This is a genomic window from Acidobacteriota bacterium, from assembly GCA_016712445.1.
Classification (GTDB): domain Bacteria; phylum Pseudomonadota; class Alphaproteobacteria; order Caulobacterales; family Hyphomonadaceae; genus Hyphomonas.
Genome location: JADJRB010000003.1, coordinates 56736 through 69392, shown reverse-complemented (window position 1 = coordinate 69392; position 12657 = coordinate 56736). Strand labels below are relative to the sequence as shown.

The following is a 12657-nucleotide window of genomic DNA, read 5'->3' as shown; positions in this document are numbered from 1 at the left end:
GCTGGAGGAAGACTTGCGGCTGCTGTGCCGCCTCGCGCAGGACGCCGGCGACCTTGCAATGTCCTACATCCGGCAGGGCGGGGCAGAAGCCTGGAACAAGACGAAGGGCGGCGGGCCTGTCACCGAAGCAGACCTCGCCGTGAACAGGCTGTGCGCCCGGACGCTCAAGGCCGCCCGGCCCGAATACGGCTGGCTGTCGGAAGAAACGCTGGACGATCCAGCGGCGCGGCAGAAGTCCCGCGTCTGGGTGGTCGACCCGATCGACGGCACGCGCGCCTATGTCGATGGTGACCCGAACTGGTGTGTCGGCCTCGCAGTGGTCGAGGACGGCGAGGCGGTTGCCGGCGTCGTCTATGCGCCCGCGCTCGGCCAGTTCTTCGATGCCCGGCGCGGCAGCGGCGCCCGCCGGAACGGTAAAACAATACAGGTGTCCGGGCGCCAGCGGGAAGCCGGTCTTCGCCTGATCACCAACGAGGGGCTCACCAAACATCCGGATTGGCGGGAGCCCTGGCCTGAGGTGCACCTCGCCCATCCGAAGCCCAATGCCACGCTCCTTCGCATGGCCCTTGTGGCCGCTGGGGACTGGGACGCGGTGCTCGTCCTGTCCGCCAAATCGGACTGGGACCTGGCGGCTGGCACCGTGCTCGTCACGGAGGCAGGCGGTCAGGCGACGACCCACACCGGCGCGCCGCTGGTGTTCAATCAGGCGATTCCGGCCCAGCCGAGTGTCCTCGCCTCTGGAAACGCGCTTCATCCTTTGTTAGTGCGCCGCACAGGATATGTCAGCCTTCCGGATCCGCAGGCGCGGGCCCCCCAGAAGTTGCCGCCAGAAACGACGGAGCCTCCAAAGATGCCTGCCAAGGAAACCCACGGCAAACAACTCCTCCACATCGTGTTCGGCGGCGAGCTGAAGGATGTCACCGGGGTCGAGTTCGAGGACCTGTCGCAGCTGGATTTCGTCGGCGCCTTCCCGAACTACCAGGAAGCCTACGATGCCTGGAAGGCGGCCGCCCAGCGCACCGTTGACCACGCGGAGACGCGCTATTTCATCCTGCACGCGCACCGGCTGCTCGATCCGGCGACGGGAGACACCCATCACGTCTGAGACCGCTCCGCCGGTGGCCGAGCGGTCCCTCTGGCGACTGTTCAAGGCGCATTTCTGGCCGCACCGGGCATGGTTCATCGGGGGCACGGCGCTCGCGCTGCTGACGGCGCTTTGGGGCATCGGCTATGTCGCGGTGCTGGATTTCGTCGGCAATTCCCTTCAGTCGCAGATCACCGGCGAGGCCGGCGGCGTATCCCGCGGCTGGATCTGGACCGGTATCGCGGCCATCATCGGCCTCACCATCGCGCGCTCGCTGTCGATGTATGGCATGACGCTGCTGAACAACACCGGCGTGCAGCGCGGTCTCGTCAGCGTGCAGACGGTCCAGTACGACGCCCTGACCGACGGCGACTTTGCGCGCGTCGCCTCGGATGCCTCCGGCAGCTTCGTTTCGCGCTTCATCAGCGACGTGATCTCGATCCGCGAGGCGGCCCTGCGCTTCGCCAACAACTTCACCAAGAGCCTGGCGACCGTCATCGGCGTGCTGGTCTGGCTATTCTGGAAAGACTGGCAGCTCGCGCTGATCATCGCGGTTGTCTATCCGCTGGCGCTCGGCCCGGTCGTCTCGCTCGGCAATTCGGTGCGCAAGCGCGCCAAGAAGGCCGCCGAGCAGACCGGCGAAGTCACCTCGCTCCTCTCTGAAGGCTTCCAGTCCGCCCGCGTCATCAAGGCCTACGGCCTCGAGAGCTGGCAGAAGGCGCGCGCCCGAAAAGGCTTTTCGGAGCGCTCCGAGCTTTTCCTGAAAGTCCTGTCGAAGCGGGCAGGGGTTGATCCTGTGCTGGAGGTATTCGGCGGCTTTGCGCTGGCGGCGCTACTGGGGTTCGTCGCCTGGCGCATCTCCCAGGGCGAAAACACTTTGGGCGACCTGCTCGGCGTGATCGGCGCGGTCGCCGTCGCCGCGCCGGAAGTGCGCGCGCTCGGCTCGATCAGTGCCGTTGCGCAGGAAGGCGCCGCCGCGGCTGACCGGGTGTTCGAGATTGTTGATGCCGCGCCGAAAGTCGCCGACAGGCCCGGCGCAGTAGCCATCACCGCCACACGCGGCGCGGTTGCCTTCAGGGATGTGCATTTCACCTATCCGGACGGCTCGCCGGCACTCCGCGGACTGACTTTTTCGGCGATGGCCGGCGAAAAGGTGGCGTTCGTCGGCGCTTCGGGCGCGGGCAAGTCCACCGTCTTCAACCTGTTGCTTCGCCTCTATGATGCAAGCTCCGGATCGGTGACGATCGACGGGCTCGATGTGCGCGATGTGACCGGCACGTCGCTGCGCCAGCACATGGCGCTGGTCGCGCAGGATGCGGCGCTGTTTGACGACACGGTCGGCGCCAACATAGCGCTGGGCGCGCCGGGGGCTTCGCAACACCGGATTGTCGCAGCGGCGCGCGATGCCAACGCGCACGAGTTCATCGAGAATTTCCCGCTTGGGTATGATACACCCGCCGGTGAGATGGGCCGCAACCTCTCCGGCGGCCAGCGCCAGCGCGTGGCGCTTGCACGGGCCATTCTCCGCAACGCGCCCATCCTTCTGCTTGACGAAGCCACGTCCGCGCTTGACGCCGAAAGCGAGTTCAAGGTGCAGGATGCGCTCGCCCGTTTCAGCCGTGAACGGACGGTCCTCATCATTGCGCACCGGCTTTCGACCGTACGCGCCGCCGACCGGATCATCGTGATGGAAGACGGCCGCACGGTCGAAGAAGGCACCCATGACAGCCTGATGGCGAAAGGCGGCGCTTACAAGCGGCTGGTGGAATTGCAGCTCAGCTAGCTAGTCGCCGGTAAAATCCGGATCGCGCTTCTCGAAGAAGGCTTTCACGCCTTCCTTGAAATCGTCTGTCTGCTGCATCAGCGCGAAGGCTTCGAGGTCGCGGTGGGCGGTCGCCTTCGCGAGCGCCAGCGCGGCGATGTTGACATCCTGCTTCACCATTTTCAGCGCCGTGGGCGGAAGCTTTGCGGCAGCCTCGGCAATCTCGCGCGCCTTGGCGAGCGCGCCGCCCGGCGGGGTGACGTGATCGACAAGTCCCCAGGCGAGCGCGTTTGCGGCATCGACCTTTTCGCACAGACCGGCAATGCGTTTTGCCCGTGCCGGACCGACCAGCGCGACGAAGCGCGGGATCGAGCCCCAGCTCATGTTCATGCCGCGCTCGACTTCCGGCACATAGATCGTGGATGCCTCGGACACGACGCGCAGGTCGCAGGAAACAGCGAGCGCAGCGCCGCCGCCAACACACCAGCCTTCGATGGCGCAGATGGTCAGCGCGTCGACCGCTTCCCAGGCTTCGCACATCGCGGGACCAGTGCGCAGGCGCACGCGCCGTTCCGCAAGCCCCAGCCGGCGTACGTCGACGCCTTCAGGATCGCGCAGGTCCGCGCCCATCGTGAAGTTGTCCTGCCGCCCGCCGAGGATCACGGCCGAAATGGCCGGGTCGCCCGCGAACAGCCGGGCCGCTTCCGTCAGTTCGCGCATCAGTTTCTGGCTGAGGGCATTCGCCTTCACGCCGGTATCGAATGACACGGTGGCGACGCGGCCTTCCGTCTGGATACGGACGAGATCCATGGCCTCAGTTCGACGGGCCTTCCGGCCGCTCCTGCGGCATCAGTGTCGCGGCATGGCGGATGAACTTCGCCAGCTTCTCGGCGCTTTCGGCGCCCTGCGCGGCAATCCGGCGGTTGGCGATATAGGTCGGCACGCCGCTGATACCCATCTGCCGGAAAGTCTCTGCTTCCTGGCGCACATTTTCGGTGTCGGCGCCGGAGGCGAGCAGGTCGGCGACAATCTCGGGGTCGAGGTCGATCGAGCGCGCCACGTCCGTCAGCACACCGTGGTCGCCGATGTCGCGCGCGTCCTCGAAGTAGGCCTTGAACAAGGCTTCCTTCGCTTGCGCTCCTTTGCCCTGGCCTTGCGCCCAGCGCACGATCCGGTGGGCGTCAAAGCTGTTCGGCCGGTGGGTGATGGCGTCGAACCGGTAGGGGATCCCTTCGGCGTTGCCGTAGTCGACAAGCGCCTGTCGCATCGCGGCCATCCGTTCCTTGCCTTCCGGCGAGGTGACACGGCCCGACATGTAGGCCTTGTAGTCCACGCCTTCCTTCGGGATCGTCGGGTCCAGCTCGTAGGGCCGGAAGAGCAGCTGCACATCCACTTCGGGGGCAAGCTTGCGGGCATCCTCGATGCGGCGCAGGCCAAGCCAGCACCACGGGCATACGAGGTCCGATACCATTTCGATCACGACGGTCATGCGCGGACTATAAGCCAGCTGTGCGACCCCGTCACCTTTCGGGCGGTGTTTCCGCCGCGTCGGGATCAAGGCCCCGGATTTCCATGGCGCGGCGGATGTCGCGGGCGAGCCAGACATCCGGCTTCGGCTCCGGCTTGCGGCGGATTTCCAGACCAAAGGGCAGCGTCATGCTTTCCGGCCGCGCCGCAGGCGCCATTGCAGGCGCCGCGAAGATCGATTTTGGTTCGCGCTCGGGGATCATCGCGGCGACGAGGAACCCGGCGGCGATGATCGCGCCTGCCCAGACGTTCGATTTGAACACACCGAGCGCAGCGCCTTCGCCGCGCGTCTTCAGAGTCATTGCCTGCCAGAGGCCGTGCGTCAGGAAGCCCAGCGCTGCCACCGCGCCGATCCGGCCGGCATCGTTGAAGGCCGCCGCCAGGGCGATCAGCGCCGCCGCCCCGATATGAAAGCAGAACGAGATCAGCACGGCACGCTTGCCGAACAGCCGCGCCGTCGAGCGCACGCCGATCAGCGCGTCGTCTTCCTTGTCCTGCAGCGCGTAGATGGTGTCGTAGGCGACCGTCCAGAGGCACAGGCCGAAGTAGAGCAGGTACACAGGGCCGGTGATCAGGCTGGCGGTCGCCGCGCCGACGAGCACGCCCCAGTTGAAGGTCAGCCCCAGCCACGCCTGCGGCCACCAGGTGACCCGCTTGGCATAAGGATAGACCGCGACCAGGGGCAGGGCGAGCAGGGCCGTAATCTTGGCGTCGCCCGGCAAGAGCAGCCACACGGCAAAGCCAACGGCGAGCTGCGCGAACATGAAGGCATAGGCCTGCTTCAAACTGACCGCGCCAGAGGGGATTGGCCGCAAAGCCGTGCGCGCGACTTTTGCGTCGAAGTCCCGGTCGGTGATGTCATTCCAGGTGCAGCCTGCGCCCCGCATCGCGGTGGCACCGGCAAGGAACAACAACGCCCAGCCGATGTCGGCCACGAACAGCCCGCCCGAAAGCCGCTGGAACAGAAGCCCGATCAGGCAGGGCAGGTAAAGCAGCCAGATTCCGACCGGCCGGTCGAGCCGGGCCAGCATCGCGTAGGGGCGCCAGGCTGCCGGCAAGGCAGCCAGCCAGCCGCGCAGGGCTGTGTCGGCCGGGAAGCTGAACCCTCCCGAATTGTCTGAGCGCGGCGGCTGGGTCATCACCAGCGGATATAACTGATCTGCCATGTTCTCGCACCGGTTGTGGTTCTAAAACCACAAGGCGTGATGCAAAAACCACACCTGACAGGCGAGCCCGAACGGCGTTATACCGCCCGGCATGCCGACAACGCCCCGACTCTTTGTTTCTGCTGATCTTTCTGCCGGCCGTCCGGTCACGCTGGATGACGAACAGTCGAACTATTTGCTGCGGGTGCTCAGGCTCCAGCCGGGCAGCGAGGTGCGCGTATTCAACGGCCGCGATGGAGAATGGGACAGCCAGATCTCGTCCGCGACCGGCAAGAAAGCCGAGCTTTCGCCGGTTGTGCAACGCCGCGCGCAGCCGCCCGCCGCGTCGCCCGCGCTGACGCTGATGTTCGCGCCCGTGAAGAAGGACGAGACCGACTTCATCGTGGAGAAAGCAACGGAACTGGGCGCCGGTTCGATCCGTCCGGTCCTCACACACCGGACCCAGACACGCAGCGTCCGCCTCGACCGGTTCCGGAAGATTGCGCTGGAGGCCGCCGAACAGACCGAGCGGCTTGACCTGCCGCAGGTCGAAGACCTCGTATTGCTCGATTTTGCACTCGCTGGGCTGCCGCCTGGAACGGCCGTCCTGTTCTGCGATGAGGCGGGTGACGAGGCCGGAGCACCTTGGGGGGGCAGCACGGGCCGGGCAGACCCTTTGCGCGCGGTCGCTGAACGCCTCAAGGGCAGGAACGCGGCAATCCTGATCGGGCCGGAAGGCGGTTTCACGCCGGAAGAGCGCGCTCACCTGCGCACCCGCGCGGACACCTTCGCGGTCAGTCTCGGCCCGCGCATCCTGCGCGCCGAAACGGCCGCGGCGGCGGCGATGGCCGTCTGGCAGTCGATCTGCGGCGACTGGGGCTGAGCCGGGGACCCTTCGGCTACGCGCCAACGCCTAGGCCCGGCTGGCGCCGATTTTCGGCGAGCCATTGGCGTTGCCACAATTCGCCCTTATCTGCACACCGGAAAGAATGAAGCCGGGAGGCCTGACGGTGACGACGCCCACGACCGACATCGACGAGGCCTCGCCGCGCATTAGCGGCAAGACCGAGCTTGTTGAATACTTGGAAGCCGGCTCCAAGCCCAAGGCGGACTGGCGGATCGGCACAGAACACGAGAAGTTCGGCTTCCTCTGGGACGGCCTCAAGCCGCTGCCCTATGAGGGCAAGGCGTCGGTCAAGGCCATGCTCGAAGGCCTGCGCGACCGGTTTGGCTGGGAGCCGATTGTCGAGGGTGGCCACCTTATCGGCCTGAAGAAGAACGGCGCCAGCGTCAGCCTCGAGCCGGGCGGACAGTTCGAGCTGTCAGGCGCGCCGCTTGAATCGATCCACGACACCTGCACCGAGGTCGGTCAGCACCTTTCGGAAGTCCGCGAACTCGCCGAACCCCTTGGCATCGGCTTCCTCGGCCTCGGCGCGAGCCCGATCTGGAGCCTGGCCGATACGCCGGTGATGCCCAAGGGCCGCTACAAGATCATGACGGCCTACATGGATAAGGTCGGCCGTCTTGGACGGCAGATGATGTTCCGCACCTGCACCGTGCAGGCGAACCTCGATTTCGGCTCGGAAGCCGACATGGTGCAGAAGCTGCGCGTATCGCTCGCGCTGCAGCCGCTCGGTACGGCGCTGTTTGCCAACTCGCCCTTCATCGATGGCCGGCCCAACGGCTTCCTCTCCTATCGGTCGCAGATCTGGACCGATACGGACCCCGACCGTTCGGGCATGCTGCCCTTCGCCTTCGAACAGGGCTTCGGGTTCGAGCAATACGTGGACTATGCGCTCGATGTGCCGATGTATTTCGTGCGCCGCGGCGGGCAGTACCTCGACGCAAGCGGCCTCAGCTTCCGCGATTTCATGGACGGCAAGCTGGCGATCCTGCCGGGTGAGCGCCCCGCGATGGACGATTTCGCCGATCACCTGTCGACCATCTTCCCGGAAGTGCGCCTGAAGCGCTTCCTCGAGATGCGCGGCTCGGACGCCGGTCCCTGGGACCGGCTCTGCGCTTTCTCGGCCTTCTGGACCGGTATCCTTTATTCCCAGTCCTCGCTTGATGCGGCCTGGGACCTCGTGAAGAGCTGGACGGCGCCGGAGCGGGAAGCGATGCGCCAGGGCGTGCGCACGCTCGGCCTCAAGACGCCGGTGCCCGGCGGCCGCTCGATGCAGGATCTTGCGAAAGACGTGCTGGCCATCTCGCGGGCCGGCCTGCGCGCGCGCGGTCGCCTCTCGGCGGCAGGCGATGACGAATCAGGCTTCCTGTCGGGCCTCGACGAGATCGCCGCCTCGGGCCTGACACCGGCCGAGCGCCTGCTGCAGCGCTATTACGGTCCGTGGAACCGCGACCTCTCGAAGGTGTTCGCGGAAGAGGCATATTAGGCCCGAAAAACACTCCACAAACCGTCCATAAATCGGCGTGTGGACCGTATGGAGCATTTTCGTTGCGCAAGCGCGGGCGAAGGCAACGGCAAATTCCTCCTTGAGCCCCCTCTCCGGGCGTGGTCAAACCTTCGTCACAATTGGCGCAGGGGCGCCTGAGAGCACGGGGCAGGGCTTTGACCGATTCAGTTTCGACCGGCGGCGCGGTGGATACCGCCCGGGACACTTCCTTCTTCGGCCACCCGAAGGGGCTCGCAGTCCTCTTCTTCGCCGAAATGTGGGAGCGCTTTTCCTACTACGGCATGCGCGGCCTGCTGATCATATACCTGACCCAGCACTTCCTGTTTTCGGATGAAAAATCGGCGCTCGTCTACGGCGCCTACACGGCCCTCGTCTATGTGATGACGATCATCGGCGGCACGCTTGCCGACCGGTATCTCGGACAACGCAAGGCGGTCACGTTCGGCGCCATCCTGCTGGTGCTCGGTCACTTCGGCATGGCCTTCGAAGGCTCGGGCTCGAAAGAGATCGCAACCATCAATGGTGCCGAGTACCAGCTGACGCTCGACGGGCGCGGCGGCGACGGCAAGCAGATCATCGTGCAAGGCGACAAGGTCTCGCCGATCAGTTTCGACAATGAGACCAACGAACTGGTGATCGAGGATGCCGCGCTTATGGGCTTGCCCGAGCGCATCAGCCGCGACTCCTATGAAACGAAGATCATCACCGAAGAGCTGTTCAAGAACATCCTCTTCCTCTCGCTCGCGCTGATCATCGCCGGCGTCGGTTTCCTGAAAGCCAACATCTCGACCATCGTCGGGGCGCTTTACCCGGTGGGCGATCCGCGTCGCGACTCGGGCTTCACGATTTTCTACATGGGGATCAACCTCGGCTCGTTCCTTTCGTCGATCACCTGCGGCATCCTGGGCATCGTCTACGGCTGGGCCTGGGGCTTCGGCCTCGCAGGCATCGGCATGCTGGCAGGCCTGATCGTGTTCCAGTGGGGACAGAAGTTCCTCGGCGGCCGCGCTGACCCGCCGGACGAGGCCGCGCTCAAGAAGTCCTTCCTCGGCCCGATCAATGTGGAGATGGCCTGCTACCTCGCCGGCCTTCTGATGATCGGCCTGTCGATGTTCCTTGTGATGAACGAGGAACTCGTCGGCGGCATCCTCGGTCCGATTGGCATCATTATGTTCATCGTGCTGGTCGGCTACGCCGTGCTGCGGCTGAAAGGCACGGCGCGCAACCGGATGTTCGCGGCCATCTACTTCGTGCTGGCGCAGATCCCGTTCTGGGCGCTGTTCGAGCAGGCCGGATCGTCACTCAATCTGTTCACGGATCGTCTGGTGGACCGCAACCTGCTCGGTTGGTCGGTGCCCGCGCCCGTGTTCCAGGCCCTCAATGCGGGCTTCATCTTCATCTTCGCTCCGGTCGTGGCATGGCTCTGGATCTGGCTGGCGAAGCGCAAGTGGGAACCGTCCACGCCGGTCAAGTTTGCCATCGGCGTGTTCGGCGTCGGCCTCGGCTTCCTGGCGCTCGTTGCCGGCATCAAGACCGTCGGCCCCGCCGCGATGACGCCGGTGATCTTCATCTTCCTCGTATACTGGATCCACACGATGGCCGAACTGATGCTTTCGCCAGTCGGCCTGTCGGCGGTGACCAAGCTTGCCCCGGCCGAAGTGGTCGGCATGACGATGGGCGCCTGGTTCCTGTATTCTGGCCTCTCGAACTTCCTCGCGGGCATCATCGCCCAGTCAACCGGTTCGGAAACCATCGGCGGGCAGCTCACCGACGTCGCGGCGGCAAAAGCCACCTATGTCGATGTCTACTCGTCGGTCGGCCTGATCGGCATCGGAATCGCGGTGCTGATGCTGCTGATCTCGCCGCTGATCAAGCACTGGATGAAGACCGACGACGGCACGCTGGTCTGAGATACTGGATCAAGTTCCAGATGAAGAAAGGGCGGCCCGATTGGAGCCGCCCTTTTGATTCTTACAAACGCTTGACGCTTCAGTCCTTCGTGACCGGCAAGCCCGCATCGATCCAGCCGCCCGCCATGCTCATGCCGCCAGTGACATTGTAGACATTGGTGTAGCCAGCGGCTGCCGCTTTTTCAGCGGCCGCGCCGGAGCGCTGCCCAGAGCGGCAGATGAAGGCGATGGCAGTCTCTTTCCGGCCGCCAGCGGCGACGGCCAGCTGGTCGAGAAAGTCCGTAGCCTGAAGGGTGATGCGCACGGCCCCCGGCGCAGTGCCGGTCTCGGCCCGCTCCTCGGCGCGGCGCACGTCCACCAGCAGAACCTGTCCGGCCTTCACCTGCTCGTAAACAGTCTGCACCGAGACCGTTTGCGCGGCTGCATGGCCCGCGCCGCCGAGCGCAAACATGGCCGCTACGATCGACTGGATATTCATGCGTGTCTCCTTGTTCAGCCGGCGCCGCCGACCGTGAGTGATCCGACCTTGAGGGTCGGCTGGCCAACGCCGACCGGCACGGACTGCCCAGCCTTGCCGCACACGCCGACGCCGTCATCCATCGCGAAGTCGTTGCCGATCATCGTGACGTCCGAGAGCGCTGTCGGGCCGTGGCCGATCAGGGTCGCGTTCTTGACCGGCGCGATCACCTTGCCGTTTTCGACGAGGTAGGCCTCGGTGCACTGGAACACAAAGTTGCCGGAGGTGATATCAACCTGGCCGCCGCCGAAGTCGACCGCCCAGAGGCCGCGCTTGATCGAGGCAACGATTTCCTTCGGATCGCGGTCGCCGCCCAGCATCACCGTATTGGTCATGCGCGGCATGGTTTGCGACTCGTAGCTCTCGCGCCGGCCGTTTCCAGTCGGCTGCATGCCCATCAGGCGGGCGTTCATGCGGTCCTGCATGTAGCCCTTGAGGATGCCATCCTCGATCAGCACCGTACGCTGGGTCGGCGTGCCCTCATCGTCGAACGAGAGCGATCCACGGCGCGCTTCGATGCTGCCATCGTCGATCACGGTCACGCCCTTGGCGGCGACCTGTTCGCCTATCCGCCCGGCGTAAACCGATGTGCCCTTGCGGTTGAAGTCGCCTTCGAGCCCGTGGCCTACGGCTTCGTGCAGGAGCACGGCCGGCCAGCCGGGACCGAGCACGACTTCCATTTCGCCCGCCGGGGCAGGGATCGACTGCAGGTTCACATCGGCTTTCTGGATCGCGCGGCGCACCATCGCTTTCCAGCGCTCCGGCTGGATCCACTCGTCATAGGCGGCGCGGCCACCCGCGCCCGAGCCTGCCGACTCGCGCCGGCCGTTTGCTTCCAGCGTGACGGACACGTTCAGGCGTACGAGCGGGCGGATGTCGTTGAAATGCGCGCCGTCGGGGCGGAGGATGTCGACTTCCTGATGGCTGCCGGACAGCGAGACGGACACCTGCACCACACGCGGGTCCGAGGCGCGCGCAAAGGCGTCGATTTCGGCGAGCAGGTTTGTCTTGTCGGTGAAGCCGGGCGTCAGAGTCGGATCGATTGGCGCATAGAGGCGGCGGTTGGTCGGCTGGGGGCCCGCGGCCAGCTTGCCGGCATAGCCCCGCTTTGCCTGAGCCGCCGTGCCAGCGGCGCGGCGGATAGCGTCCAGCGTCAGTTGCGAGGCATAGCCCGCGCCCTGCGAATCGCCGGCTACCACGCGCAGGCCAAAGCCCTGGTCTGTATCAAAAGCCGCCGATTTCAGACGCCCGTCATCGAAAACGAAGCTCTCTGAGCGCGACCGCTCGATGTAGAGATCGGCATCGTCGGCGCCGCGCGCGGCATCTGTGAGCAGCGGCAAAGCGCTGGTCAGGTCGAACGGGAGGGGTGTATCGGTCATCCCCGCAACATGTGGCGGCGGCGCGGTGGCCGCAAGCCACATCCTTCAGGCAGGTCAGATCACCGCGCGGATCCGGGCCGGCAGGCGCCGGCGGTCAGGACGGGCGTCGGAGACGCGGACGCCGCCGAAAAGCATGCCTGCCACAACGGCAGCGGCGCTCACGGCCGCGAGGATCTTGAATCCGGTGGCGATTTCATCGGCGACACCGAAATAGCCTGCGGCAACCGCTGCTGCCGTCAGAACACCCGTACCCATCATCACAGCCGTTCGCATTTTTGCTTCTCCTGCACTGTTCACAGGAATCAATACGTGCAAGCCGCGCGGTGGTTTCAGGAAAAGTCAAAAATTATATGGGCTTGGCCCGTGTCAATTGGTTGTGACCTGGAACCGGGCCAGCTGGCGGTCCGTCGCCGGGAAGTCCGGATTGAGTTCCTTCGACTTCACGAAGTCGTAGTAGGCGCCCTCGACATCGCCCGTATTCTCGCGGGCAATCGCCCGGTTGTAATAGGCGGCGTAGAGATCTTCCGAATCCAGCTCGATGGCCTTCTCGAGGGACACGAGCGCGGAGTTGAAGTCCTTCTTGAAGATGTAGGCCGCGCCTTCGTTGAGCCATGTCGCGCCGGTCGCCGGCTTCAGGCGCTTTGCGACCGCATAGTCGGACAGCGCTTCGTCATAAGAACCCTGTCGCATCCGCAGCACGCCGCGATTCGTGTAGGTCGCCGCCTTGTTGGCCAGGTTCAGCGCCTCCAGCTCGATGGCGCGGCTGCACAGCTCTTCGGCGTCGCCCGGCCGGCCCAGGTCGAACTTCACCGCTTCGTAGCATTCCCGGGCAATGCCGCCACCGAGAACCATCACCTGCGCCGAGGCCAGCGGGGCAGCGCAAGCAAAGCAGGCAGCGAGAATGAGGGGCCGTATCATCGTC

At 65.3% G+C, this 12657-nt stretch carries 12 protein-coding genes; 5 read left to right on the top strand and 7 right to left on the bottom strand.

Annotated features, from left to right (window positions below):
• The first annotated feature begins 22 nt into the window (after positions 1-22).
• Together IPK75_16580 and IPK75_16575 are read left to right on the top strand one after the other, a co-directional pair.
• A complete protein-coding gene (locus IPK75_16580; protein ID MBK8199964.1) occupies positions 23-1105 on the top strand; it encodes a DUF4170 domain-containing protein in 1083 nt (360 codons plus the stop codon).
• Positions 993-2867 (top strand): ABC transporter ATP-binding protein, encoded by a 1875-nt coding sequence (locus tag IPK75_16575; GenBank protein MBK8199963.1) that lies wholly within the window; start codon positions 993-995, stop codon positions 2865-2867. The genes IPK75_16580 and IPK75_16575 overlap by 113 nt, the downstream gene beginning before the upstream one ends.
• Here IPK75_16575 and IPK75_16570 read toward each other — a convergent pair whose 3' ends face one another.
• Genes IPK75_16570 through IPK75_16560 form a run of 3 tightly spaced genes read right to left on the bottom strand, consistent with a single transcriptional unit; the run spans position 2868 to position 5512 of the window.
• Positions 2868-3656, bottom strand: coding sequence for an enoyl-CoA hydratase/isomerase family protein (locus tag IPK75_16570; protein ID MBK8199962.1), 789 nt, complete (start codon positions 3654-3656; stop codon positions 2868-2870).
• A gap of 4 nt (positions 3657-3660) precedes the next feature.
• On the bottom strand, positions 3661-4335 hold the full coding sequence (locus tag IPK75_16565; GenBank protein MBK8199961.1) for a DsbA family oxidoreductase: 675 nt from the start codon (positions 4333-4335) through the stop codon (positions 3661-3663).
• Positions 4336-4366: 31 nt separating this feature from the next.
• A complete protein-coding gene (locus tag IPK75_16560) occupies positions 4367-5512 on the bottom strand; it encodes a 4-hydroxybenzoate octaprenyltransferase (GenBank protein MBK8199960.1) in 1146 nt (381 codons plus the stop codon).
• Positions 5513-5630: 118 nt separating this feature from the next.
• Between IPK75_16560 and IPK75_16555 the strand changes: the two genes are divergently transcribed.
• The 3 genes from IPK75_16555 (at position 5631) to IPK75_16545 (ending at position 9839) form a co-directional block, all read left to right on the top strand.
• Complete coding sequence (locus IPK75_16555; protein ID MBK8199959.1) at positions 5631-6401, top strand: 16S rRNA (uracil(1498)-N(3))-methyltransferase; 771 nt, start codon at positions 5631-5633, stop codon at positions 6399-6401.
• Positions 6402-6507: 106 nt separating this feature from the next.
• Positions 6508-7908 carry a glutamate--cysteine ligase gene (locus tag IPK75_16550; protein ID MBK8199958.1) on the top strand — a complete coding sequence of 467 codons (1401 nt, stop codon included), beginning with the start codon at positions 6508-6510 and terminating at the stop codon, positions 7906-7908.
• 275 nt (positions 7909-8183) lie between these two features.
• A complete protein-coding gene (locus IPK75_16545) occupies positions 8184-9839 on the top strand; it encodes a peptide MFS transporter (GenBank protein ID MBK8199957.1) in 1656 nt (551 codons plus the stop codon).
• A 79-nt stretch (positions 9840-9918) separates the two neighbouring features.
• On the opposite strand, the gene IPK75_16540 is transcribed toward IPK75_16545, so the two are convergent.
• From IPK75_16540 to IPK75_16525, 4 genes are all read right to left on the bottom strand, one after another.
• Positions 9919-10317, bottom strand: coding sequence for a rhodanese-like domain-containing protein (locus IPK75_16540; GenBank protein MBK8199956.1), 399 nt, complete (start codon positions 10315-10317; stop codon positions 9919-9921).
• A gap of 14 nt (positions 10318-10331) precedes the next feature.
• Positions 10332-11735 (bottom strand): metalloprotease TldD, encoded by a 1404-nt coding sequence (tldD, locus tag IPK75_16535; GenBank protein MBK8199955.1) that lies wholly within the window; start codon positions 11733-11735, stop codon positions 10332-10334.
• A gap of 54 nt (positions 11736-11789) precedes the next feature.
• The gene (locus IPK75_16530) at positions 11790-12008 is read right to left on the bottom strand and encodes a hypothetical protein (GenBank protein MBK8199954.1); all 219 of its coding nucleotides are present in this window, start codon (positions 12006-12008) and stop codon (positions 11790-11792) included.
• Positions 12009-12101: 93 nt separating this feature from the next.
• Positions 12102-12653, bottom strand: a complete 552-nt coding sequence (locus IPK75_16525; protein MBK8199953.1) for a tetratricopeptide repeat protein — start codon at positions 12651-12653, stop codon at positions 12102-12104.
• Between the last annotated feature and the right edge of the window lie 4 nt (positions 12654-12657).